Consider the following 24,207-nt stretch of genomic DNA (forward strand, 5'->3'; position numbering starts at 1 on the left):
TTTATTTCTCGTCTGACGGTCGTTTATATTCGTCAATATTAAGCAGAACACGCAAAGCCATTGCGGCGGTTTGTATGGCTTCCTGGCGAATAGCTTCCTTATCACCATTGTTATAATGGTATTCAATAGTCGCTTTCATTAACTCGCCGGATTCCTCGGTGAGAATAGATACGGCATGGAGGGCATCTGTCGGCCATTTGGGATGTATCTCGGATGCGCGGACAGCTTCATCAATGATTTCAGTTAAAATAAATCGATACCGACCGCGCATGAACAGACTAGCCCGGCGGGCAGTCAGCGCACTTAATACATCGGGAGCGGGAAAATAGCTGGTGAAGATTTCACGCCTTGCGGCGTCAAAGATATCTTCTGTTGATTCCGCTTTGGGTTGTGCCTTTTGGAATGCTTCCGCCGTGCGTAAGGCTTCTTTGCGGTCGGCTTCGGTTTTATTTATAGCGGCGATGGCTTTGTCGGTCGCCATGTCAATATCCATGCCATGGTGAAGTACGCTTTTTCCTGCATCTGTGGCAGCGATGGCGTCAATAACTGCATCCCAGATATTGTGAAAGCGTTTGGCTTGGGCTTGTACGGTAGTATTGATACCTTCGTTTAACTTCACTATTTCAGTGCGCAATTTAATGGCTTCACTATTAAGACGCTCGATTTCAAGACCGGCATTAGTTAAGTGTTCAAGCGCATAGCCCGGACAAGTACTGAAGTGAGATGCTGCGCGATTAATATCATAAGCTGCGCGAGTCAGCCCTTTTAGAGCATTGATAGTATTAATATGAGTAGCCATTATTTAGCCTCTTTATTTACAGTGGATGAATTAGCAACGGATTTAACTTCTGATATCCAACGGGATAACTCTTTAAATACTTCTTCTTTAGAAAAAACTGATTGATTTAATTTAGTTAGTTTGTTTTCTAATCGCTCAAGTAGTAACAGGCGTTCAGAAAGGCGAGCACTATTAAAATGCGCTGCCAGTTCTATATCGTTTAACTCTTGTGTTAATTTTATCGGTGCAACACTCATTCTTATTACTCCGCCCTTAGATAATGGGAATCCCGACGCAGTAAAGCGCCTGTAAATTTCAGGTGTTTATTTAATTACTTTTATTATCCAGCAATGGATCACAATCTATATAGGTGATCCGTTCCGGTAATAAACTGGTCGATGCCCTCCATCTGTTCAGTGCATCAACTAAATTTCTCTGCTCTTGCGGTAGCAGCTCCTTAAACTCTAATCCGTGCCTTGCTTTCGGAATGTCTGCAAGGTAATAGATGGCACCTTTCATTTTTGGGTCTGTCTCGCCCATTTCATTAATCAGTGCCGGTATAGCTCCCTGGTGTTTTTTGCTGGGGAGCAAAGACCAAATTTCAGCAACATGCTGTAGGCCGTGCTGCCGTTCTTTTAATGTCAGCGGAACGGCGCGGGCCTCCTCGGTATTTGCCATACATCCCCCTACGCAAATATTCCCATCAGACGCGCCCACCAACGGGGTTTAGCCCTGGGCTTTGTCATAAACGGGGTACGACAACCTTTAATAAACTGCACTTCACTGGCCTTTGGCTGAAAGTCACGACCGTCCGGTGTTTCAATCCAGCCGCACTGGTGGCGACGGTGGGTAACTTGCTGGCCGTTCCGTAGCATTGCAGCCAGTGACGGGCATTGGTTAGCGGTCATTAAGTGATCTCCATCAAATGAATAGTTGCCGGGGTACTGCATCGCGCCCGGCGCGCGTTTTTTGTGGTACTGTTTTTGCGCCGGTTAATACTGTGAGAAGGAACCCCGGCGCTACACCTACCAACCACAAAGGAAAACTAAAACAATGCTTAATGAGTTTGAACGTGAAGAAATTTCCAACTTAAAAGAACAGGTAAACGACCTGCAATTTCAATTAGCTATTCAGCAAGCCATGATACTGGGCCTAATGAGTGAGCTAGGCGCGATTGGCCTTAACAACTTCACGCCTTTCGAGCTAGCGATCCGCTCTGAATTAGAACGCTTCCCAATAAATAGTGAAGAGCGTTATCAAGCTCAACTGCTTATTGATGACAGTAAAGAAAAGGCCATAGCCATATCTGAATCATCTAAAGTTATTTGAAATCTCAATTTCATCAAAAGGGCTGACTCCATCAATTTTAACTTCGGATACTTCCTCAGCCCTAAATCGGCTACCATCATAAAGCGTGATAAATAACGTATTATCACTAACAATAGATGGGTAGCTGTAAGCTATATTCTCAGCATTAATAACCTTTCTTTTAGTTCCTATTTTGAACAATATGAAATTAGGCATATTCTCCCGCCATACTAATCAAATAAAAATAAAACCCTTTCGCAAATCTGTTATTTGAGGGAGGGCTTTATCCCCTCATTTTATACAACCGGTCAATGTAATCCGTGGCCTGCGCCTGGGCGTCAAACTTGCCATAAGATTCATCACCCTGGCGAACGTGGTAACGGGTGATCGGGTTTCTTTTATTGCGCTTCAACTTGGTAATTGAAAACCCACGGTAAGCACTGGTGTGATCACTGATAACAGTCAGTGCGTACATTGGGCCGTAATGCGACAGCCAACTCATGCCGTTGCGCTCTGATTGCTGGCCGGCATCCCCATATTTGCAGATAATTTTTTGGCCTTTTCAATCCAGCTATCTTTCCATCCGTGCGCCTCAATAGGGCGACTGCCTGCGGCCAAATGCACCATTTCTAACCACTCATTCCACAAAATAAGAATGCGGCGGGCGCTGCCATCCGGGCCAAGTAATTCACGTTCGGTGACCATTGGTAGGAGGCGTCTATCCATCATGTGGCGAACGGATGATTCAGTCTTGCCAGTGCGGCGGGCGAATTCAGACGCGGTAATGCCGTCTGGAATTTTGAATAGGTGTGCGAGTTGCAGTTCTGTCATGTTAACCTCTTATTTCCCACGCTGGGGTATTAGTTGAGGTATTCACCCCAACATTGCGGATTAACTTAAAGAATACAGTCCACATTGGAGAATTGCAATATGAATATGAGTATTGGAGCTAAATTGAAAGTTATGCGGGAAAGTGAGCGACTTATCAGTCGGCCAGAAGCTGCCAAAATGTTGGGTATAAATAACGATGCATTGTGGCGCTATGAAGAGGACAAAACTGTTCCAAATGCGGAAGTAATAACAAAAATTCTGAATCATCCTAAATTTGAAAAATATACTCTCTGGTTTATCACCGGAAAAATCGCGCCTGAGTCCGGTCAAATTGCGCCGGCCCTCGCACACTATGGGCATGGCGAAATAATATCCTCCCCATCAGAGAAAAAGATTGGTTAAGTATTTATAAGTTATTCATTTTTGAAACAAAGTTTCAAAATGAGAATTTCACTGGAGGGTATGACTATGTCTATTAAGTCGCTCGAAGGTGGACGCTATAAAGTGGATATCAGGCCGCGCGGAACTACAGGACGTAGGATTCAGCGGATTTTTGACAAGAAAGCGGATGCAGTTGCTTTTGAAAGATATGTAATAACACATATGCACGATAAGGATTGGCTAGATAAGCCAACCGACCATCGCAGGTTATCGGAACTACTGGAACCTTGGTGGACATATAAAGGAAGAAATTTAAAACACGGCGAAAAGCGCCGGGGTGCACTTCTTAGGATTGTTCGAGAGATGTGTGATCCAATGGTTTTTAGAATCAACAAAAAATTCTTGTTGGAATATCGCTCTGAACGTCTTTACCAGGGCGTTAAGGCTTCAACCATTAACCGGGATATAACCGTGTTAAGTGGGATGTTTAACGTACTAATAGAGGCGGGCGAGTTCCACGCTGAACATCCTATAAGGGTGATCAAGCCGTTAAAGGAACAAGTTGTTGATATGTGCTATTTGGATGAAACCGAAATAGCGGCATTACTGAATGCTTTAGACGGTGAAGCTCTGCGGCTTACGATTTTATGCCTAAGCACTGGAGGGCGATGGGGTGAAGCCTCAAACTTAAAGGCTGAACACATCATGCATGAGCGGGTTACTTTCATGGAGACCAAGAACGGGAAGAAACGAACGGTTCCGATCTCGCCGGCTGTAATGAAAGAGGTAAAGACAAAATCATCAGGTAGGCTCTTTAATGTTGATTATGCCACTTACCGTAAAATTCTTCGCAGTGTGAAGCCGGATTTACCCAGAGGCCAGGGCGTTCATGTATTAAGACATACGTTTGCCGCTCACTTTATGATTAACGGCGGCAACATTATTACGCTTCAACGTATAATGGGTCATGCCAACATCATGCAAACTATGACCTATGCGCACCTGGCGCCGGATTATCTGAACGATGCGACATTACTTAATCCGTTAAAAGGGGGTATCCACATTCCATCCATCATATAGGTGGTTTGCGGCTTACGCTGGCACCCCTGATTTTATTTAACTTGTTGTAAACGCTCCACATTGTAGGTGTGGGGCGGGTATGCAATGCCCGTTAACGCGGGCCTTTTCCATTTGAGACAAACAATGAATTCAACCATCTTGTTAGCATTGGGTCTGGTTTTGGTGCTCGAAGGGCTTGGCCCGATGCTGTACCCCAAAGCCTGGCGCAAAATGATTCAGGCGATGACCCAATTACCGGATGCCACTTTGCGCCGTTTTGGTGGCGGATTAGTGGTTGCTGGTGTGGTTATCTACTACATGTTGCGTAGCCGCATGGGTGGCTGAATGTAAGCACAAAAATTGTTCAGTTATGTGTTAAAAAGTACTGAAAGCAGCCGAATGAGATGTTAGAATCCTTTTTTAAGCAACCTGGTGATTTTTGAGATGGGTAAGAACGTCGTCGTACTGGGCACCCAATGGGGTGACGAAGGTAAGGGCAAGGTCGTTGACCTGCTGACTGAACGGGCTAATTATGTTGTGCGCTATCAAGGTGGTCACAACGCTGGCCATACTTTGGTTATCAACGGTGAGAAAACCGTTCTTCATTTAATTCCCTCAGGTATTCTGCGTGAAAACGTAACCAGCATCATCGGCAACGGTGTTGTATTGGCACCTGACGCTTTAATGAAAGAGATGACAGAACTTGAAGCGCGCGGTGTGCCTGTACGTGAGCGACTGTTACTCTCCGAAGCATGCCCATTAATCCTGCCTTATCATGTGGCTTTGGATAATGCGCGTGAAAAAGCACGTGGTGAAAAAGCGATTGGTACTACCGGCCGTGGTATTGGTCCTGCTTATGAAGACAAAGTTGCCCGCCGTGGTCTGCGCGTAGGCGATTTGTTCAACAAAGAAACCTTCGCTATCAAACTGAAAGAAATTGTGGATTACCACAACTTCCAGTTAGTGCATTACTACAAAGCTGACGCAGTTGACTACCAAACAGTGCTGGATGAAGTATTAGCTATTGCTGATATTTTGACCGCCATGGTGGTTGATGTTTCTGACTTGTTGGACAGCGCCCGCAAGCGCGGTGATCTGATCATGTTCGAAGGCGCACAAGGCACCTTACTGGACATCGATCACGGTACTTATCCGTATGTAACTTCATCTAACACCACTGCTGGTGGCGTAGCCACAGGCTCTGGCTTGGGTCCACGTTATGTTGATTACGTCTTAGGTATCGTTAAAGCTTATTCCACCCGTGTAGGTGCAGGTCCATTCCCTACCGAGTTGAATGATGAAACTGGCGAATTCCTGCGTAAGCAAGGTAACGAATATGGCGCAACAACAGGCCGTAGCCGTCGTACCGGTTGGTTGGATATCGTTGCAGTGCGTCGTGCCGTGCAGATCAACTCCCTGTCTGGTTTCTGTATGACCAAACTGGACGTGTTAGATGGTCTGAAAGAAGTGAAGCTGTGTGTTGGCTACCGCATGCCAGATGGTCGCGAAGTTGATACTACCCCACTGGCTGCTGAAGGTTGGGAAGGTATCGAGCCAATTTACGAAACCATGCCAGGCTGGTCAGAAACCACCTTTGGTGTGAAAGAACATAGCAAGTTGCCACAGGCAGCCCTGAACTACATCAAACGAGTAGAAGAGCTGACCGGTGTTCCGGTTGATATTATCTCTACCGGTCCTGATCGTGAAGAAACCATGATCCTGCGCGACCCATTTGATGCATGATTCGTTTGATTTATGATTAAGTGGCTAACCGCCAAATAGTCAGAATTCAGACTTTAATAAGCCGGGCTTAAGTCCGGTTTATTGTTTATACCCGTCATACTTCAAGCTGCATGTGCGTTGGCTACGTTCGTTACTCGGCCCGTCCATGGGCCTCTGCGAGGCTGCTGCAAGCAGCGTTCAAATCGGTTCCTGACCGATTTGTCACCCGAATCACTTACCTCATGTAAGCTCATCGGGGTTCTCTCTCTTGCCGCCTTCCTGCAACTCGAATTATTTAGGGTATATACCCATTATACATTGTTAACTGCAAAGCCAGCTATTTTGGGTATAATTAGATGCAGAAGTGACCTCGGATATGCCGTTTTATACCAAAAGCGCCACCCTTCACCTAAATGATTAGCCGCAAGCTTTATGGCTGGTTTATCATTCAAAGAATATATCCGTCATACTTCAAGTTGCATGTGCGTTTGGCTGCCTTCATTCACCCTAATCACTTACTGATGTAAGCTCTTGGGGATTCGCTTAGTTGCCGCCTTCCTGTAACTCGAGTTATGTAGGATATGAGTTTTCTGAATCACACTTATAACCTATCCAAAAAGTGTTATTTCCGATGGGGTTAAGCCGGGTAAATTGATACTCAGGGGTATACGTGCAGTTAACAAGTTTTACTGATTATGGTTTGCGGGCGCTTACTTATATGGCCTCGCTACCGGAAGGCCAAATGACCAGCATTTCTCAGGTAACTGAGGTATATGGCGTGTCTCGCAATCATATGGTTAAAATAATCAATCAGTTGAGCCGTGTCGGTCTGGTGACCGCCGTGCGGGGCAAAAATGGTGGTATACGGTTGGGTAAACCGGCTAACCAAATTCTAATTGGTGATGTTGTGCGCCAACTGGAGCCACTGTCTCTGGTGAATTGCAGTAGTGATTTTTGCCACATAACACCCGCTTGTCGCCTGAAACAAGTGCTTAATCAGGCGGTACAGAGTTTCCTTAACGAGCTGGATAACTATACTTTGGCTGACATGGTTAAAGATAATTCCCCGCTCTACAAACTGTTACTTGTTGAGTAGATTTTTGCTTAATCAAAGATATATATACCCAAAGAACTTGGAGTTGCAGGTAGGCTGCCAGTAAACGAATCCCGATGAGCTTACACTGGTAAGTGATTCGGGTGAGCGCGCGCAGCTAACACCCCTGCGACTTCAAGTACGCAGGGTATAAGACCTGCTGCTGACAACGGAGGAACCGCAATGTCACAAGATCCATTCTTGGAACGAGAAGCAGAAAAATATGAGTCACCGATCCCTAGTCGGGAATTCATTTTGGCTCATCTCGCGAAGCGCGAAACACCTGCCAGCCGTGAAGAGCTGGCCAATGAACTTAATTTAACCGGCGAAGAGCCTTTAGAGGCACTGCGTCGCCGCCTGCGCGCTATGGAGCGCGATGGGCAATTGGTCTTCACCCGTCGTCAGTGCTACGCCTTGCCTGAGCGTCTCGACTTACTGCGTGGGACTGTTATTGGTCACCGTGATGGTTTCGGCTTTTTACGCGTTGAAGGCAGTAAAGACGACCTGTATCTCTCCGCAGAACAGATGAAAACCGCCATTCATGGTGATGTGGTATTGGCCCAAGCAGTTGGCGCAGACCGCAAAGGTCGCCGTGAAGCGCGTATTGTGCGCGTATTAGTACCGAAAACCAGCCAGATTGTTGGTCGTTACTTTACTGATGCCGGTACCGGTTTTGTGGTACCAGATGATGGTCGATTGAGTTTTGACATTCTGATCCCGCCAGAGGCAATCAACGGTGCGCGGATGGGTTATATGGTGGTGGTCGAGTTGACTCAGCGCCCGACCCGCCGGACTAAAGCGGTAGGTAAGATTGTTGAAGTGCTCGGCGAGAACATGGGCACCAGCATGGCGGTGGATATCGCACTGCGTACCCATGAGATCCCCCATACCTGGCCGCCACAAGTTGAAAAACAAGTTGTGGATCTGAAAGAACAAGTACCGGAAGAGGCGAAGAAAGGGCGGGTGGATTTACGCAACCTGCCATTGGTCACTATTGATGGTGAAGATGCCCGCGACTTCGATGATGCTGTTTACTGCGAGAAGAAACGCGGTGGTGGCTGGCGCTTGTGGGTGGCGATTGCTGATGTCAGCTATTATGTGCGCCCACGCACCGCGCTGGATGATGAAGCTCGCAGCCGTGGTAACTCGGTTTACTTCCCGTCGCAAGTGGTTCCGATGCTGCCGGAAGTGCTCTCAAACGGCCTTTGCTCCCTGAATCCGCAGGTAGACCGCCTGTGCATGGTGTGTGAGATGACCATCTCCTCACAGGGTAAGCTGTCGTCGTATAAGTTCTACGAAGCAGTGATGAGCTCCCACGCACGTCTGACCTACACCAAAGTGTGGCGGATTATTGATGGTGAAGAGACACTGCGTGAGCAATATAAGCCGCTGGTGCCGCATCTGTTAGAACTGCATACCATGTATAAAGCGCTGGATCAGGCCCGTGCTGAGCGTGGTGGTATCGCGTTCGAAACCGAAGAAGCCAAGTTTATCTTCAACGCTGAACGGCGCATTGAACGAATTGAATCGACGGTGCGCAATGACGCGCATAAGTTGATTGAAGAGTGCATGATTTTGGCGAATATTGCAGCCGCTCGTTTTGTCGAAAAACACAACGAACCTGTATTGTTCCGTGTACATGACCGCCCAAGTGATGACCATATCTCCGCACTGCGTAGCGTGCTGAATGAGCTGGGCCTGACCTTAGGTGGCGGCTTGAAGCCAGAGCCGAAAGATTACGCTGTACTGATGGATGAAGTTGCCGATCGCCCGGACCATGAAATGCTGCAAACCATGTTGCTGCGCTCAATGAAACAGGCAATTTACGATCCAGAAAACCGGGGTCACTTTGGCCTGGCATTGGCCTCTTATGGCCATTTCACCTCACCAATCCGCCGTTATCCCGACTTGGCGATGCACCGCGCTATCAAGTACCAGCTCGCCAAAGAGCAAGGCAATCAGAAAGAGCGCTGGACACCAACCGGTGGCTGGCACAGTGAATACGAAGATATGCTGCAATTGGGCGAACACTGCTCAATGACTGAACGCCGCGCTGATGAAGCTACCCGTAACGTAGCGGACTGGCTGAAGTGTGATTTTATGCAGGATCAGGTTGGTAAAGTCTTCACCGGGATCATTGCCAGTGTTACCGGCTTTGGTTTCTTCGTGCGTTTGGATGATCTGTTTATTGATGGTTTGGTGCATGTTTCCAGCCTGGATAATGACTATTACCGTTACGACAACATCGGCCAACGTCTGATCGGCGAATCCTCAGGTCAGGTTTACCGCTTGGGTGATACCGTAGAAATTCGGGTTGAGGCGGTACATATGGATGAGCGCAAAATTGACTTTGCTCTGGTCTCCAGTACCCGTAAGCCGCGCGGTGAGGGTAAAACAGCCCGTGATAAGGCGAAGAAAGCTGATGGGCAGCGCACGATGCGTGATACCTCAACCGGTCGTGGTGGGCGTGGCAGTTCATCTGGTGCTCCGCGCCGTGATGGCGCGCCAGCCGGTGGTGGTCAGCAACGGCCTCGTCGGGCAAAAAAACCAGTGAACTTCGAGCCGGATAGTGCATTCCGCCCAGCAGATGCCGCCGCTAAGCCGGACGATAAAGCGCTGGCTGAGAAAAAAGCCAAAGCGAAAGCAAAACGAGCGTCCGCTAAAACCAAAAAAATTGCCGCCGCCACCAAGGCCAAGCGTGCGAAGAAGAAAACCAGCAGCGACCAGTAATGGCCTGCTGATTGTCGGGTGGCTTTGGTCACCCGCATTAATTTAATCATTTATACCCGTCATACTTCAAGCTGCATGTGCGTTGGCTACGTTTAATCACCCGAATCACTTACAACACCGTAAGCTCATCGGGATTCTCTCACTAGCCGCCTTCCTGCAACTTGAATTATTTAGGGTATATGTTTAATCATTTATTATAAAAGAGCATCATGAGCGAAATTATTTACGGTATTCACGCCGTCAAAGCCCTGCTAGACAATGATCCGCAACGTTTCCTGGAAGTTTTTATTCTGAAGGGCCGTGATGATCGCCGTCTGCAACCTTTGGTCGCGGAACTGGAAGCTGCCGGTTTAGTGATTCAGGTGGCTAGCCGCCAATGGCTGGACTCCCAGGTTGAAGGGGGTGTCCATCAGGGGATTGTAGCGCGAGTGCGTGAAGGGCGTCAGTATCAGGAAAATGACTTACCTGCCCTGCTGGAAAGTGTGGATATGCCGTTCTTGCTGGTGCTGGATGGCGTAACTGACCCGCACAATCTCGGGGCATGTTTGCGTAGCGCCGATGCCGCCGGTGTCCATGCGGTTATTGTGCCACGCGATCGTTCAGCGCAGCTTAATGCTATTGCCAAGAAAGTGGCCAGTGGTGCCGCTGAGAATGTGCCATTGATTAAAGTGACTAATCTGGCGCGTACCCTGCGGTTACTGCAAGAACACAATGTCTGGATTGTTGGCACTGCCGGTGAAGCAGACCACACCTTGTATCAGAGCAAAATGACTGGCCCGATGGCGCTGGTGATGGGGGCTGAAGGTGAAGGCATGCGCCGTTTGACCCGTGAGCATTGCGATGAACTGATCAGTATTCCAATGGCGGGTACGGTTTCTTCGCTAAACGTCTCGGTTGCCACTGGGGTTTGCTTATTTGAAGTTGTGCGCCAGCGAGCATTGAAAGCGTAATATCTCTTTTGCTATTGAGTTCAGAAAGCCAGCATTTACGGATGCTGGCTTTTTTATAGGGATTTTAATTAAATCATCAGTGATATAGAGGGCTTTCATCCCCGTTTGTGATGAGCCTGCCAGCAAAAATTCGCGCCTGCACCATACTTAACCCTGATTTATGAATGCCGATGGTACAGTTACTTTGGATAGAGTACCGAAATGGAGGAAGGTATGGAGTGGCAGACTCACTTGGTTTTCAATCAGCCGGAGCCATTATCGAACAGTAATTTATTTTTGTCTGACATGGCGTTGCGGGAAGCCGTGATGCGTGAACACGCTGGTTGGGATGGAGAGACTCTCTCTTTGATCGGGCTACAATTGGGATCACAGGAGTCTCTTGAACTTGGGCGGCTGGCAAACACCAATCCTCCTGAGTTATTGCGCTACGATGCTGTCGGGCAGCGGTTGAACCAAGTGCGATTTCATCCCGCGTGGTATATGTTAATGCAAGAGCTGGTCAATCATCGCCTGCATAATCTACCGTGGCAGGAAGATGCTCGAATCGGTTCTTTTGCCGCCCGTGCGGCGCGTTTTATCCTGCATGCGCAGGTGGAAGCGGGCACGCTCTGCCCAATAACCATGACCTTTGGTGCTATCCCACTACTACAGCAAACACTCCCTCCACTATTTCAAAACTGGCTATCGCCACTACTTTCTGATCGCTTTGATCCCCATCAGTCCATTGGTAGCCAGAAACGGGGCTTGTTGATAGGAATGGGCATGACAGAAAAACAGGGTGGCTCCGATGTACTCAGTAATACTACCCGGGCTGAGCCGCTGGAGGGGCGGGGCAATGGTGAGGCTTATCGTCTGGTGGGGCACAAGTGGTTTTTCTCTGTACCACAAAGTGATGCACACCTGGTGTTGGCGCAGACCGATGGCGGGCTATCCTGCTTCTTTTTGCCTAAAATATTGCCGGATGGCAGCTATAACGCCATTCGATTAGAACGGCTGAAAGATAAACTTGGCAACCGCTCCAATGCCAGCAGTGAAGTTGAGTTTGATAATGCGACTGCTTGGTTATTGGGGGATGAGGGCGACGGTGTGCGCCAAATTTTAAAAATGGGGGGCTATACCCGTTTTGATTGTGCGCTGGGTAGCCATGGTCTGATGCGGCGTGCCTTCTCCGTCGCGCTGTATCATGCGTGGCAGCGGCAGGCCTTTGGTAAGCCACTGGTAGACCAACCTTTGATGCGACAAGTGCTGAGCCGCATGGCATTGCGTCTGGAGGGGCATACAGCACTGCTGATGCGCTTAGCTAGCTCCTGGGAAAAGTCAGATGAGGCTCATGAGAAGATATTTAGCCGTCTACTGACTCCTGCGGCTAAATATCGGGTATGTGGGCAAGGCAGTGGGTTTGTTGCCGAGGCGATGGAGGTGCTGGGTGGGATTGGCTATTGTGAGCAGAGTGAACTGCCACGACTCTATCGTGAAATGCCGGTAAACAGTATTTGGGAAGGTTCCGGCAATATCATGTGCCTTGATGTACTGCGCACATTTCGCAAACTACCGGCAGCCCTCGAGATGCTACAGCAGGAGTTCTATCCGGTTCGCGGGCAGAATCGATTGTTTGATCGTGGGTGGCGGCAATTACAGCAGCGGCTGAAAAACCCCAAAGAGGAACAAGGGCGGGCATTAACTCAGCAACTATTCGATCTGTGTTGTGCTTCTCAGCTACTGCGTTTTGCCTCACCACCATTGGCCGATGCCTGGTGCCGCATGACCTTGGATCACCGTGATCAATATATGCTGCCGGAAGCGGTTTGCGCGCTACTGCTCAATCGCGGCAGCGGCTTTCAATAGGTAAATCAGCAGTCAGCAGCAATGAGTTACTTATACAGCAGTGCGTTGGCATACCAGGTGCCGGGATAAATGCTGTCGGACAACATAATAATCAAATAGTAGGGCGCGCCACTGGCATTAGCCCTACGTTGAATTTCGGCTTCTATATCCATCGGGCTACCAAATACCTGTGCTGAAACGGTGCCTACTTTTTGCAAATTAAGGCTCTGGGCGCGGGTAATTTCTTGTGCATAAGGCTGGATTGCAGGAGGGGGTGCTGGTGTCGTATGAAAAACACTACAACCCGAAAGCCCGAGCGCCAGCAGCAAAACCCCCATCACACGTTTTATCTTCATTTATTGCCTCTTTATCAACGGCGCGGTTACCGTAACACCCCAAGGTGAAGCGTAATATCTTGGAAGAAATTGATTTAAGACTTTATATCCTCATTTTGGCACACTGCCTTGTTCCTTGGGTATATTACGCTGGTTTTTCCTGTTTACGCTCCGCTGCATCAATAAAGGATTTTTGCCATGATTGAGATATCGCTGGAAAATATTAATGGTATTGAGGTGATTCATGCTGCCCCTGCGGGTAAACGCCAGCAGCCGCTACCGACCATTTTTTTCTATCATGGCTACACCTCATCAAAAGAGGTCTATTCCTACTTCGCCTATGCCTTCGCACAAGCCGGTTTTCGCACCATCTTGCCAGATGCGGATATGCACGGTGCGCGGTTTAACGGTGATGAATCACAGCGCTTATCCTATTTCTGGGAGATCCTGAAATCAAACATTGATGAGTTGCCTGCGATTAAACAACATTATCAACAAGCAGGATTGATTGACGGTGATCGCATTGGCGTGGCGGGGGCATCAATGGGCGGTATGACCACATTGGGGGCGTTTGCTCGCTATCCATGGGTGAAAGTGGCCGCAGACTTTATGGGGTCAGGTGATTTTACCTCACTGGCCCGCTCGCTGTTTCCGCCATTGAAAGCAGGGCAGCCGGTCAACGCTGCTGAATTTGAGCGCCGTTTAGCGCCGCTGGCGGATTATGAACTGCACCATCAGCTAGAAAAAATTGCAGAGCGGCCCTTATTGGTCTGGCATGGCGAGGCTGATGAAGTGGTGCCAGCAGCAGAAAGTACGCGATTGGTACAGGCGTTAAGGGCAAGCGGGCGCGCTAATCAGCTAACCTATATTACCGAGGCCGGTATTGGCCACAAAATTACCCCAAGTGCATTAAAGGCTGGAGTCACATTCTTCAGCAGCCACTTATAAAAAAGCCCCCAAAGGTCTGGGGGCAAGGGCATATCAAAGGGCTTTTTTGGTTGTTGGTCGTCGTATTCACTGGTGTTGTATCTATACTGCTGCGTCTAACGGTAAATCTCAGCATTGACCCGAATTGAGCTGTTGCTACCCGGCTCATGCATCTGAGTAATGTGGTATGCCGTAGCGCCGCGCTCATCAGCCATTTTGCTGATTTGTGCCACGGCGTCATCCGGTGACACCACATTATGGTTAAGAGAGATTTCGCCGATACTGACACGCTGCTGCTGCATCGCTTCCTGGCGGCTGATTTCTGTGGCGGCAAACGTGTTGGCGGATAGGAGCAAACTGACCGTGGCTGCGATGATGAGAGTGTGTTTCATAGGTGACTCCAATATCTTTTACCCGTCATACTTCAAGTGGCAGGCGCGTTGGCTGCCTTCGTTCACCCCAGTCACTTACTGGTGTAAGCTCCTGAGGATTTGCTCAGTTGCCGCCTTCCTGCAACTCGAATTATTTAGGGTATGTTTATATACTTTGAATAACTTTCGATTAACGCTACCGCTTAATATGCGGTGGATGTAAATAATTCTAGTCGCTTTTGTTAATTTAAAAATACGTAGTAATTGATTCACTTGGTCAAAAAAAATGAATGATATTTTCACTGAGCCAATGATTTTATTGAAAGATTTAATAGACTAATGGATCTACATCCATTGGTTATTTAATGAACAAAAAATGCCTTTTTAGCGAAGTAAGGGCCAGAACAAGAATAAATCCCCGTCAGTCCTTGAGTTTCAAACCGCCCGCAAGTATAGTTACGCGTCATTTTTCAGCCGCACACAAACACGTTCCTTGCCTCCATGGGCCGCGGTTGACCCTATCAGGAGGCTGAATAATCCGTAAGGAGCAATAATCGATGCGTCATTACGAAATCGTTTTTATGGTCCATCCTGACCAAAGCGAACAGGTTCCGGGCATGATCGAGCGCTATAGTGCAACTATCACTAATGCTGCTGGTACGATCCACCGTCTGGAAGACTGGGGCCGCCGTCAACTGGCTTACCCGATCAATAAACTGCATAAAGCTCACTACGTTCTGCTGAACGTTGAAGCCCCGCAGGAAGCGATCGATGAGCTGGAAACAAACTTCCGCTTCAACGACGCCGTTATCCGTAGCATGGTTATGCGCGTTAAACACGCGGTAACTGAAGCATCACCAATGGTTAAAGCGAAAGACGAACGCCGTGAGCGTCACGACTTCGCATCAGAAGCCAATGATGATTCTGAAGCTGGGGATTCTGAAGAGTAATTGCCGTGGTGACCACTAATCGTCTGGTACTTTCTGGCACAGTGTGCAAGACGCCGGTTCGAAAAGTAAGTCCTTCTGGTATTCCGCATTGTCAATTTGTGCTTGAGCACCGATCAACACAGCAGGAAGCCGGATTTAGCCGACAAACATGGTGCAGAATGCCGGTTATTGTCAGCGGACAAAAGTCACAAGCATTAACTCACAGTATAACGGTCGGCAGTCAGTTAACCGTTGAAGGCTTCATTAGCTGCCATCAAGGTCGCAATGGGCTGAACAAATTGGTTCTGCATGCCGAGCAGATTGAATTTATAGATTCTGGAGACTAGCCAAATGGCACGTTATTTCCGTCGTCGCAAGTTCTGCCGTTTTACCGCGGAAGGCGTTGTAGAGATTGATTATAAAGATATCGCTACGCTGAAAAACTATATCACTGAAAGTGGTAAAATTGTCCCGAGCCGTATTACCGGTACTCGCGCAAAATACCAGCGTCAGCTCGCCCGTTGTATCAAGCGCGCACGCTACCTGTCTTTGTTGCCGTACACTGATCGTCATCAGTAATCGGCCACTGTCCATTAACGACTTTGAGAGGATAAGGTAATGCAAGTTATTCTGCTTGATAAAGTAGCAAACCTGGGCAGCCTGGGTGACCAAGTGAACGTTAAAGCGGGCTATGCTCGTAACTTCCTGGTTCCACAAGGTAAAGCTGTTCCGGCAACGAAGAAAAACGTAGAGTTCTTTGAAGCACGCCGTGCAGAATTGGAAGCCAAATTGGCTGGCGTTCTGGCTGCTGCACAAGCTCGCGCAACCAAAATTAACGAACTGGGCAGTGTCACCATCGCTTCTAAATCTGGCGATGAAGGCAAACTGTTCGGCTCTATCGGTACTCGTGATATCGCTGACGCAGTAACTGCGGCTGGCGTTGAAGTTACCAAGAGCGAAGTTCGTTTGCCGAATGGCGTTCTGCGTACCACAGGTGATCATGAAGTTCACTTCCAGGTACACAGCGACGTGTTCGCTAAACTGAACGTGATCGTGGTTGCAGAAGCGTAAGTTACGCTGCTGTTAACCTGCTAAAACGCCAGCCTCGTGCTGGCGTTTTGCTATCTGGTGGTTGATGAAAATAGTCATCTGCATGTTTGGCTCAACACTAAAAGCTTAACCCGCCGCTAAAATTTCAAACTTGCACTCTTCGGCGGCAACACCTGAACACTGGTAAATTTCTAGAAAAGGATTTTGTTGGTACACCCAGAGTGGTTGCCCACTGACCGATACTGACCAAGTTTTATTACCGTAGAACATATCTATCTGCCTACCTTGCGCCTGCAAGTTATAGGTACACTTTTGAAACTCACCCTGTCCAACGATATTGTTTTTATCACTATCAATGATGATCAGCGCTTCACTAAAATTTTTAACTGAACTGTTTGGTGGAAGGGTACCTTGTAATATGCCAACCCATTCTTCATTACCTGCCGCAGGTGCACTGTAAACTCCACCAATCTGTTTAATTGTATCCACTGGCGGGCAATGCAACTGAGCTAAGGCACCAAACGAGGTGAATAGCATTAAAAAAGGTAATTTGTATTTCATATCATAGTCACTCCCTTTATTTCTACCCGCTATCTTTCAGGCTGCTGGTGTGATGGCGATAGTCATGACTCTTGGGGACGCTCATCGGGATCTATGCGCTTGTCGCCTGGCTGCATCTTGAAATCTGTTGGGTATATGAATGTGGTTATCAATGGTGGATGGCGCTAACCATCCAGAAAACAACCTAATTCGGGAGAGACGACGTGACAATATCAAAGAAGGTAACGGGCAGGACAAAAGTGGCTATGGATAACGGCGATTAACGGTCACGACGATAACTGCCATCGCTCTGTCGGGTAAACAGCACTTCTGTATTATTGGTGGTTTCAATGGCCAGTGCGGCGACTACACCTTGAGCGTCCAACATAATTTTGATTTCTTGCCCAGCTTTCAGATTACTCAATGGCTTATCGCTACCCTCAACCTGTGCCATCGCAAAAACTTCATTGACCGGCAGGTTATTATCACGGAATAACTGTGCCAGTGTTTTCCCTGATTGAATTTGATAACTTTGCCAATTTCCCTGCGTCAAAGTCGGTGGTTCGGGTTCGGGAGACGCCACCGTTGGAGGTGGCGGAGCATCAAGATTGCCCTGTAATTGGGCTTGTAGTGGCGCGCTGCTGGACGGCGCGCTCACTGGGAAGGAAAGGTTGGTGTTATCCCGCGCTGCGGGCCACAGCAGTGCCAGCAGCAATACAGCGGTGGCGACAATAACCCAGCGGCGATGGAACAGAGGCAAAGGTTCCATCCATTCGAAACTGTCCGGCAAATGCCAGATTTTCAGCAGCAGACCTTTGATCCCCTTTTCTGCTGTGGCGGTTGCCACGGATTCAGGGGGCACATTAACGTTTGCAGCAACGCTATCTTCGGTAGTAACAACGTTCTCCGCAGAGGCTGTGTGCTCAGGCGCACTGATTTCAGACATCAGGTTTTGCTCATCGGCAGCTTTAGAATCCGGCATGATCTTCTGCCTAATCGTCAGCCAGGTGTGCAGCAGTGGTTGATAAACCCGATTATTCTTCCTTCTCCTGGGCGCGATTCTGCCCATGGTAACCTCTCTTCAACAACGTAAAACAACATAAAATTAAATATGGGCGGTAACCCCATAGGCTTCTAAGTATATACCTTTATCCCCGTTACCTTCCAAACTACGGTTTGTTGGGTGCTTTTAATTACCCGAATCACGGGCTTGAGCCATTCAACGGGGTCCACGCGCGGGGTGTCATTGTTTCTTTTTCTTCGACAAAAGTCATCATTCACGACGCAAGATTTTACCGCGCTCCCCTGCTGCTGTTATGCTGGCAACTTCAATATGATGAGTGACTAAAGGAAAATCCATGACGACCCCTTCTTTTGATAGCGTTGAAGCGCAAGCGAGCTACGGAATTGGTTTACAAATCGGGCAGCAATTGCAAGAGTCCGGGCTGGAAGGTTTATTGCCAGAAGCACTGTTGGCAGGTTTGCGTGACGCGATGGAAGGGAATGCACCGACCGTCCCGGTTGATGTAATACATCGCGCACTACAAGAAGTGCACGAAAAGGCTGATAAAGTGCGAGTTGATCGCCAGCAAGCTCTGGTAGAAGAAGGCAAAACCTTCTTAGAAGAAAATGCCAAGCGTGATGATGTGACCACCACTGAGTCTGGCTTACAGTTCTCCGTGTTACAGGCAGGTGATGGCCCGATCCCATCCCGGCAGGACCGTGTTCGTGTGCACTATACGGGCCGTCTGGTTGACGGTACGGTATTTGATAGCTCAGTTGAACGTGGTCAGCCAGCAGAATTCCCGGTCAGTGGTGTTATTCCAGGCTGGATTGAAGCCTTATCCATGATGCCTGTAGGTTCTAAGTGGAAGTTGTACATCCCGCACGGCCTGGCTTATGGCGAGCGTGGCGCGGGTGCGACTATTCCACCTTTCAGCGCATTGATGTTTGAAGTGGAACTGCTGGAAATTCTGTAATTTCTGCATGCGGTGAAACCAGAAAGGGCGGCGTGATGTCGCCCTTTTACATTTATTGATGCCGGCCATGACCAATAGCGAGATTATTCGCCTTTTAGCGCGCGCGGGAACAGCAAATTGTTTTCCAGATGAATATGTTCCATTAGATCAGTTATGAATTCATTGATACCGGTGTAGAGTGCCCGCCAGGTATTGCAGGCCCCTTCTGGTGGGGTGACATTTTGTGTTAACTGTTTTACCACTTCTAGCTGCTGCCCAACAGCATCGTGTTCCGCTTCCATCACAAATATTGGCCCACCAGCCTGAGACCCCATACCACGGGTTATCATTGGGAACAGAATTTGTTCCTCTTTGTACATATGCTGGGTTAGCTCTTCTAAAATTGCAGTAAGTTCAACCGCCAGTCCACGCGGACAGGCTGGTTTCTCGCCGTGTACCCGTTCAACTTTTTCCGCCATCAGAATTAATTCCGGTAACTGCTCACGATGGCGGTTATGGTAGCGGCTGATAATAAAATCGATGATATTAGCCAGTGGCTGCTGTTGCCAATCTTCAGATGACTGAGGTTCGGATTGCAAGGCACTCAGTTGTGCTTCCAGCTCATCGATATCAAGATTCAGCTTATTGGCTGCGCGTAGCAGTGTCTGTTTACCACCACAGCAGAAATCGAGCTGGTGGTGACGGAATAATTTTGTGGCTCGTGGAATAGCGATAGCCAGGGCACCGAGAGACTGATTGCGGTAATCCATAATGACACCTCATTGAGTAATTAAACATTTATAACATGCATAATAAATACATGTTATAGGTTGCGATATAACCACAAAGAGGTACTTGTGAAAAATAACAGCGCGTTGAAGCGCTGTTATCCGAGATTATTTGTTCTGTAAGTCGATTTGATAAACGGCAAAGCCAATTTCATCAGTACCTTGTACTTTCATCGGGTACTGCGCTTTTTGCTTGATAAATTCAGCGGCTTTAGCACTTGGCGACGTTTCAAAGCGGATATCCAGTGGCTGCTTGCTGTCGATCGTTGCCAGACGCCAGTTATTATCAGCCTGTGGGGTAACTTGCCCGTGTTTCTTGGTTTCAGCACTGATATAAGCCGACAGTACCGTCCGGTTTTCATCAGGAGAAGCAAATGCAATATGGCTGTCACCCGTACCGGCAAATTTACCGCTATAAGCCCGATAGTTGTTGGTCGCAATCAGGAATGTGGCTTTCGGATCGATAGGTCTGCCATTAAATGTCAGGTTTTTAATCCGTTCAGCTTTATCGTTGATCAGTGCGCATTCACCGTCATAGCGCGCAGGTTGGCTGATATCGATTTCATATTTCACACCATCGATAACATCAAAATTATAAGTGCGGAAACCATCCCAGTTAATCAACGATTGTGGCTTGCTGCTGGTCACATCAATTTGATTGAATTGCGCGGCAGAGCACTCTAACCATTGCTTAACTTCCGCCCCACTGGCTTTCACCACCACCAGTGTGTTCGGGTACAGATAGAGATCGGCGGCATTACGGAAGGTCAGCTCACCTTTTTCCACTTCAACAAAACTGGCGGGATCATTTTTACGCCCGCCGGCTTTGAAGGGGGCGGCGGCAGAGAGCACCGGCAGATTGGCTAAATCGGGGTCGCCTTGAATAAAGTGTTCGGTATAGGCGCGTTGAGCATTGTTCACAATCTGCACTGTCGGATCGTCTTGGATGAGTGCCAGATAGCTGTACATATTGTCCGATGCTTTGCCGATCGGCTGACTGACGAAGTCACGAGTACCCTGATGGTCTGCTGCTAGCACTTTTACCAGATTGGCATCTTCGGTTGCCAGCGATTTTTGTGCTGCTTTATCATAGATTGGGCGTGCTTCAGCTTTGGCTTCAGTAACTTGCCATGGGCCTTTATCATTATTCAGGACGAAATCGACCACCCCCAGATGATCACCCCACTGGCCCGGCATCACTGCTGCAATACCATTTAAAGTGCCTTGAGCGATATCAGCACCTTTGATGGCGGCAAAATCTTTACTGGGGAAAACGGCATGGGCGTGGCCGAACATGATGGCATCGATCCCCGCAACCTGGCTGAGATAATAAACTGAGTTTTCCGCCATGGTTTTATAAGGATCACTGGAAAGCCCGGAGTGCGGGATAGCCACCACCAAATCAGCACCTTGCTTGCGCATCTCAGGCACCCATTTCTTGGCCGTTTCAGTGATGTCGTTAACGGTCACTTTTCCGCTCAGATTCGCTTTATCCCATATCATCACTTGTGGCGGGACAAAACCAATGTAACCAATGCGCAAGTTATGGGTTTTACCTTCACGATCTTGCACTGGCGTGTCGACAATCAGATAAGGCTGGAACAGCGGCTTACCGGTTTTCACATCAATCACGTTGGCATTCACATAGGGGAATTTTGCGCCAGCTAGCGATTTTTTCAGATAATCCAGACCGTAGTTAAACTCATGGTTACCGATATTCCCTACCGCATAATCCAGCGTATTCATAGCTTTGTAGACTGGGTGAATTTCTCCGGTTTTCAATCCCTTGGCTGCCATATAGTCACCAAGCGGGCTACCTTGGATCAGGTCACCGTTATCCACCAGTACGCTGTTGGTCGCTTGTTGGCGGGCAGCACTGATCAGGCTTGCAGTGCGCACCAGACCAAACTTTTCGGTAGGTTTATCTTTGTAGTAATCAAAATCCATCATATTGCTGTGCAGGTCGGTGGTTTCCAATACCCGCAAATCAACGGTAGCAGCAGTTGCTACAGACATTGAGGTCGCGACAGCAATCAGGCTGGCAAGAAGAGATAACGTCAGCGGACGCGTGATCATGGCTTTCTCCATTAAAATCTATTCGACATGTATCGCAAAAGAATATGTAACTTTAATTAATTGCTACAACAAAGTGTGAAGTTTGGCAGAAAATGCCCCAGGATAACGCGCAGAAGTTCACAGTTGTGGCAGGTTAATCCCACTGATTTTATTGGAAGTTACCGACATTGATGGCTATTTGGTAGGAATCTTATTAGTCTGCAACTCTGATGATTGAGGGCATATCCCCGTTATCTTGTCACTTGCAGGTCTGCCGGTGGCACTTGTTGCCTTCATCTGGAAATCTACTGGGCTTAGATAATTAATTTTTACGTTTGCGTTCTAAACTGTATATATGGCGAACGAGTAGCGCGAGCCACTATATTGGTCTAAACAATCACTATTGGTCTAAATAATCACTATTGGTCTAAACAATCACTATCGATTTAAACAGCCATTATCAGTATCCGGCATGACTCATAATACCAAGGGGTGGATGATGTTAGAGCAAATTTGCCAGTTGGCCCGCGAGGCAGGCGTGGCGATTATGGCGGTCTATCAGGGGGATAAACCCCTTGATGTGGCCCATAAGAAAGATGATTCGCCAGTGACAGCGGCTGATCTTGCCGCTCACCAGATTATCAAAGCCGGATTGGCGGCACTGACTCCCGATATCCCGCTGTTATCTGAAGAAGATCCGCCGGTTTGGGCGGTACGTCAACACTGGCAGCGCTACTGGCTGGTTGATCCTCTGGACGGTACTAAAGAGTTTCTGCATCGGAATGGCGAGTTTACCGTTAATATCGCGTTGATTGACCAAGGAGTACCGGTGCTTGGCGTGGTATATACCCCGGTGACTGAAGTGATGTACAGCGCTGAAAACGGCCAGGCGTGGAAAGAGGAATGTGGCAGGCGCATGCAGATTCAGGTGCGTGCTGCGCTACCGCCGTTAGTGGTAGTCAGTCGCTCCCACAGTGATGCTGAACTGGAAGATTATTTGTCGCAATTAGGTGAACACCAGACTGTATCAGTCGGTTCGTCACTCAAGTTTTGTCTGGTGGCGGAAGGGAAGGCGCAACTGTACCCGCGCTTTGGGCCTACAAATGTATGGGATACTGCCGCCGGGCATGCAGTAGCCATTGCTGCCGGAGCACTGGTTCACGATTGGCAGGGTAAACCACTCTCTTATACCCCACGTGAATCTTTCCTGAACCCCGGCTTTAGAGTGTCTTTATTCTAACCACATAGCCAAAGGGGGTGGCGTTGCAGGGAGGTGGCACGCAAACGAATCATATAATTCGGGTGCGTGCCCGCAGCGAATCCCCAGTAGCTTCAAACCTTAAGAGGAGATTACTGTTTCACCAGTTGGTGCAATTGATCGATCACCTGCTGTACTTCCTGCGGTGTCAATGCGCCATCTTTGGCAAATTTCACATTCCCTTGTGGGTCCAATACCACAATCGCCGAGCCTTTTTCCGCTAGACCCCAGGCCTTTTTGACATTCCCGTCGCTATCGACCACAAATTGTGACCAGGGAAAGTCGCGTTTATTGCTTTCAATGCTGTTACGCACAAACACTGCCGTGCCGATGATGGCGTCATCAGTATTGACGATTGTCGTCGTTTGGTAATGTTCGTGTGGCAGATTAGCGTGCTTAATGGCTTCCACTAACGGGGCATTCAGCTCTTTTGCCGAGGTGCGGCCAGCAATATGTTGGATGACCCGCACTTTGCCGGGCAGTTGCGAGCTATTCCAGTTTTTGTAGCTAAACTGATCAGTAGCTTTATCATAATTTAATTCGCCTTTATCGCTGACACCCACCGGCGGTACCCGCTGGTTGATTTGTAGGGTGTGAGCGCAGGCCATTAGTGGTGTGAGTAGTAGTGACAGTATCAGCAGGCTATTTTTTATCATGGCATGTCCTTGTGGGATCTTATGGGTAATGTCGGGTACTAAGTCCTGCATGCAGGTCTACCCGTAGTCTTTCAAATTGCAGCGGTGTTGGCAGATTATGTTTGCCGCTTGCCAGCATCTTGAAACCTATTGGGCATCAGTTTTCCAATAATAGGTGCAGATCAGAGGTCTGTCCTGTTTCGCTACAGTATTTATTTCTGACACTTACTAGATGGTTATTCTGTAATTAAGTCTCATTTTATCTATATGGCCCTGTAATTTTGTGTAAATCCAGCAGCAATGACTGGTTTTGGCGGAACTAAAGCCCATACTCTAGGTCTATTACTCTGCAATTATATTACGTTACCTGTGATCTTGGTCGCTAAGGCACCAGAGGGAGCGTATTGATGTCATGGGAGGAAAGTAAAAAAATGAGGATCTTCCAACGTTACAATCCGGCTAAAGTGGCGATGTATGTCAAAACGCTTTTCCGAGGGAGGTTATATATCAAAGATATGGGGGCTTTTGAGTTTGACAAAGGTAAGATTTTAATCCCGAAAGTTAGGGATAAACGCCACTTTGAGGTGATGTCTGAGGTTAATCGGCAGGTGATGCGTTTGCAGGCTGAAATGTAAAAAACTCACTCCGAACAAATTTAATTGCGGCCCCTATTTTGGGGCCGCAA

General features: G+C 48.2%; 31 protein-coding genes. 17 read left to right on the forward strand and 14 right to left on the reverse strand.

All coding sequences use genetic code 11. From position 1 onward, the window contains the following. Position 1: 1 nt before the first annotated feature. The 4 genes from V2A85_RS00225 to V2A85_RS00240 all read right to left on the reverse strand — a co-directional run bounded on the left by V2A85_RS00225 (position 2) and on the right by V2A85_RS00240 (position 1,686). Positions 2–799: a hypothetical protein gene (locus V2A85_RS00225; RefSeq protein WP_420070701.1), complete on the reverse strand. Its 798-nt coding sequence runs from the start codon at positions 797–799 to the stop codon at positions 2–4. Then, complete coding sequence (locus V2A85_RS00230; protein WP_420070702.1) at positions 799–1,035, reverse strand: hypothetical protein; 237 nt, start codon at positions 1,033–1,035, stop codon at positions 799–801. The genes V2A85_RS00225 and V2A85_RS00230 overlap by 1 nt, the downstream gene beginning before the upstream one ends. Before the next feature lie 70 nt (positions 1,036–1,105). Next, on the reverse strand, positions 1,106–1,456 hold the full coding sequence (locus V2A85_RS00235; protein WP_420070703.1) for a DUF5347 family protein: 351 nt from the start codon (positions 1,454–1,456) through the stop codon (positions 1,106–1,108). 8 nt (positions 1,457–1,464) lie between these two features. Beyond that, a complete protein-coding gene (locus V2A85_RS00240; protein WP_420070704.1) occupies positions 1,465–1,686 on the reverse strand; it encodes a phage filamentation protein Fil family protein in 222 nt (73 codons plus the stop codon). Between the two features lie 145 nt (positions 1,687–1,831). Between V2A85_RS00240 and V2A85_RS00245 the strand changes: the two genes are divergently transcribed. Beyond that, positions 1,832–2,107 carry a hypothetical protein gene (locus V2A85_RS00245; protein WP_420070705.1) on the forward strand — a complete coding sequence of 92 codons (276 nt, stop codon included), beginning with the start codon at positions 1,832–1,834 and terminating at the stop codon, positions 2,105–2,107. On the opposite strand, the gene V2A85_RS00250 is transcribed toward V2A85_RS00245, so the two are convergent. From V2A85_RS00250 to V2A85_RS00260, 3 genes are all read right to left on the reverse strand, one after another. Beyond that, entirely contained in the window at positions 2,090–2,302 is a 213-nt protein-coding gene (locus V2A85_RS00250; RefSeq protein WP_050336658.1) for a hypothetical protein, read from the reverse strand. The two genes, V2A85_RS00245 and V2A85_RS00250, sit on opposite strands and share 18 nt — an antisense overlap. Before the next feature lie 67 nt (positions 2,303–2,369). After that, positions 2,370–2,588 carry a hypothetical protein gene (locus V2A85_RS00255; protein WP_420070706.1) on the reverse strand — a complete coding sequence of 73 codons (219 nt, stop codon included), beginning with the start codon at positions 2,586–2,588 and terminating at the stop codon, positions 2,370–2,372. Continuing rightward, positions 2,585–2,917, reverse strand: a complete 333-nt coding sequence (locus tag V2A85_RS00260) for a Cox family DNA-binding protein (protein ID WP_420070707.1) — start codon at positions 2,915–2,917, stop codon at positions 2,585–2,587. Before V2A85_RS00260 ends, V2A85_RS00255 begins: the two co-directional genes overlap by 4 nt. Before the next feature lie 99 nt (positions 2,918–3,016). On the opposite strand from V2A85_RS00260, the gene V2A85_RS00265 reads away from it, so the two are divergent. The 8 genes from V2A85_RS00265 (at position 3,017) to V2A85_RS00300 (ending at position 12,697) form a co-directional block, all read left to right on the forward strand. After that, positions 3,017–3,319, forward strand: a complete 303-nt coding sequence (locus tag V2A85_RS00265) for a helix-turn-helix domain-containing protein (protein WP_420070708.1) — start codon at positions 3,017–3,019, stop codon at positions 3,317–3,319. A 66-nt stretch (positions 3,320–3,385) separates the two neighbouring features. Beyond that, positions 3,386–4,378: a phage integrase gene (locus V2A85_RS00270; protein ID WP_420070709.1), complete on the forward strand. Its 993-nt coding sequence runs from the start codon at positions 3,386–3,388 to the stop codon at positions 4,376–4,378. A gap of 123 nt (positions 4,379–4,501) precedes the next feature. After that, positions 4,502–4,702, forward strand: a complete 201-nt coding sequence (locus tag V2A85_RS00275; protein ID WP_005193214.1) for a DUF2065 family protein — start codon at positions 4,502–4,504, stop codon at positions 4,700–4,702. A gap of 99 nt (positions 4,703–4,801) precedes the next feature. Then, entirely contained in the window at positions 4,802–6,100 is a 1,299-nt protein-coding gene (locus V2A85_RS00280) for an adenylosuccinate synthase (RefSeq protein ID WP_083160969.1), read from the forward strand. Positions 6,101–6,749: 649 nt separating this feature from the next. After that, entirely contained in the window at positions 6,750–7,175 is a 426-nt protein-coding gene (nsrR, locus tag V2A85_RS00285; RefSeq protein WP_083160967.1) for a nitric oxide-sensing transcriptional repressor NsrR, read from the forward strand. Between the two features lie 180 nt (positions 7,176–7,355). Then, on the forward strand, positions 7,356–9,902 hold the full coding sequence (rnr, locus tag V2A85_RS00290; protein WP_420070710.1) for a ribonuclease R: 2,547 nt from the start codon (positions 7,356–7,358) through the stop codon (positions 9,900–9,902). A gap of 209 nt (positions 9,903–10,111) precedes the next feature. After that, complete coding sequence (gene rlmB, locus V2A85_RS00295; protein WP_005193288.1) at positions 10,112–10,852, forward strand: 23S rRNA (guanosine(2251)-2'-O)-methyltransferase RlmB; 741 nt, start codon at positions 10,112–10,114, stop codon at positions 10,850–10,852. A 201-nt stretch (positions 10,853–11,053) separates the two neighbouring features. Beyond that, complete coding sequence (locus V2A85_RS00300; RefSeq protein WP_420070711.1) at positions 11,054–12,697, forward strand: isovaleryl-CoA dehydrogenase; 1,644 nt, start codon at positions 11,054–11,056, stop codon at positions 12,695–12,697. A 26-nt stretch (positions 12,698–12,723) separates the two neighbouring features. Here the strand turns inward: V2A85_RS00300 and bsmA are convergent, their stop codons facing one another. Beyond that, positions 12,724–13,032 carry a biofilm peroxide resistance protein BsmA gene (gene bsmA / locus V2A85_RS00305; protein ID WP_005193286.1) on the reverse strand — a complete coding sequence of 103 codons (309 nt, stop codon included), beginning with the start codon at positions 13,030–13,032 and terminating at the stop codon, positions 12,724–12,726. Positions 13,033–13,209: 177 nt separating this feature from the next. Here bsmA and yjfP point away from each other — a divergent pair, with 177 nt between their 5' ends. Next, on the forward strand, positions 13,210–13,959 hold the full coding sequence (gene yjfP, locus V2A85_RS00310) for an esterase (protein ID WP_372557826.1): 750 nt from the start codon (positions 13,210–13,212) through the stop codon (positions 13,957–13,959). Positions 13,960–14,054: 95 nt separating this feature from the next. Here the strand turns inward: yjfP and V2A85_RS00315 are convergent, their stop codons facing one another. Then, on the reverse strand, positions 14,055–14,330 hold the full coding sequence (locus tag V2A85_RS00315) for a DUF1471 domain-containing protein (protein ID WP_372557827.1): 276 nt from the start codon (positions 14,328–14,330) through the stop codon (positions 14,055–14,057). A 536-nt stretch (positions 14,331–14,866) separates the two neighbouring features. On the opposite strand from V2A85_RS00315, the gene rpsF reads away from it, so the two are divergent. Genes rpsF through rplI form a run of 4 tightly spaced genes read left to right on the forward strand, consistent with a single transcriptional unit; the run spans position 14,867 to position 16,309 of the window. Next, the gene (gene rpsF / locus V2A85_RS00320) at positions 14,867–15,259 is read left to right on the forward strand and encodes a 30S ribosomal protein S6 (protein WP_002210153.1); all 393 of its coding nucleotides are present in this window, start codon (positions 14,867–14,869) and stop codon (positions 15,257–15,259) included. A gap of 5 nt (positions 15,260–15,264) precedes the next feature. Next, entirely contained in the window at positions 15,265–15,585 is a 321-nt protein-coding gene (gene priB, locus V2A85_RS00325) for a primosomal replication protein N (protein ID WP_049613473.1), read from the forward strand. Positions 15,586–15,589: 4 nt separating this feature from the next. Beyond that, positions 15,590–15,817, forward strand: a complete 228-nt coding sequence (gene rpsR, locus V2A85_RS00330; protein WP_002210155.1) for a 30S ribosomal protein S18 — start codon at positions 15,590–15,592, stop codon at positions 15,815–15,817. Between the two features lie 39 nt (positions 15,818–15,856). Continuing rightward, on the forward strand, positions 15,857–16,309 hold the full coding sequence (rplI, locus tag V2A85_RS00335; RefSeq protein ID WP_372557828.1) for a 50S ribosomal protein L9: 453 nt from the start codon (positions 15,857–15,859) through the stop codon (positions 16,307–16,309). A 105-nt stretch (positions 16,310–16,414) separates the two neighbouring features. Here the strand turns inward: rplI and V2A85_RS00340 are convergent, their stop codons facing one another. Beyond that, positions 16,415–16,849, reverse strand: coding sequence for a DUF3757 domain-containing protein (locus tag V2A85_RS00340; RefSeq protein ID WP_420070712.1), 435 nt, complete (start codon positions 16,847–16,849; stop codon positions 16,415–16,417). Between the two features lie 259 nt (positions 16,850–17,108). Beyond that, positions 17,109–17,897: a LysM-like peptidoglycan-binding domain-containing protein gene (locus V2A85_RS00345; protein ID WP_372557830.1), complete on the reverse strand. Its 789-nt coding sequence runs from the start codon at positions 17,895–17,897 to the stop codon at positions 17,109–17,111. Between the two features lie 289 nt (positions 17,898–18,186). Here V2A85_RS00345 and V2A85_RS00350 point away from each other — a divergent pair, with 289 nt between their 5' ends. Next, on the forward strand, positions 18,187–18,807 hold the full coding sequence (locus V2A85_RS00350; protein ID WP_372557831.1) for a peptidylprolyl isomerase: 621 nt from the start codon (positions 18,187–18,189) through the stop codon (positions 18,805–18,807). A gap of 83 nt (positions 18,808–18,890) precedes the next feature. Here the strand turns inward: V2A85_RS00350 and ytfE are convergent, their stop codons facing one another. Together ytfE and V2A85_RS00360 are read right to left on the reverse strand one after the other, a co-directional pair. Then, positions 18,891–19,556 (reverse strand): iron-sulfur cluster repair protein YtfE, encoded by a 666-nt coding sequence (gene ytfE, locus V2A85_RS00355; protein WP_420070713.1) that lies wholly within the window; start codon positions 19,554–19,556, stop codon positions 18,891–18,893. Positions 19,557–19,682: 126 nt separating this feature from the next. After that, positions 19,683–21,662 (reverse strand): bifunctional 2',3'-cyclic-nucleotide 2'-phosphodiesterase/3'-nucleotidase, encoded by a 1,980-nt coding sequence (locus V2A85_RS00360; protein WP_420070714.1) that lies wholly within the window; start codon positions 21,660–21,662, stop codon positions 19,683–19,685. A 466-nt stretch (positions 21,663–22,128) separates the two neighbouring features. Here V2A85_RS00360 and cysQ point away from each other — a divergent pair, with 466 nt between their 5' ends. Then, on the forward strand, positions 22,129–22,869 hold the full coding sequence (gene cysQ, locus V2A85_RS00365; protein WP_193784743.1) for a 3'(2'),5'-bisphosphate nucleotidase CysQ: 741 nt from the start codon (positions 22,129–22,131) through the stop codon (positions 22,867–22,869). 110 nt (positions 22,870–22,979) lie between these two features. Here cysQ and V2A85_RS00370 read toward each other — a convergent pair whose 3' ends face one another. Continuing rightward, the gene (locus V2A85_RS00370) at positions 22,980–23,543 is read right to left on the reverse strand and encodes a YtfJ family protein (RefSeq protein WP_372559805.1); all 564 of its coding nucleotides are present in this window, start codon (positions 23,541–23,543) and stop codon (positions 22,980–22,982) included. Between the two features lie 410 nt (positions 23,544–23,953). Between V2A85_RS00370 and V2A85_RS00375 the strand changes: the two genes are divergently transcribed. Further along, on the forward strand, positions 23,954–24,157 hold the full coding sequence (locus tag V2A85_RS00375) for a DUF1107 domain-containing protein (protein WP_372559806.1): 204 nt from the start codon (positions 23,954–23,956) through the stop codon (positions 24,155–24,157). The last annotated feature ends 50 nt before the right edge of the window (positions 24,158–24,207 follow it).

The sequence above is a fragment of the Yersinia sp. 1252 StPb PI genome (assembly GCF_048593885.1).
Classification (GTDB): Bacteria; Pseudomonadota; Gammaproteobacteria; order Enterobacterales; family Enterobacteriaceae; genus Yersinia; species Yersinia enterocolitica_E.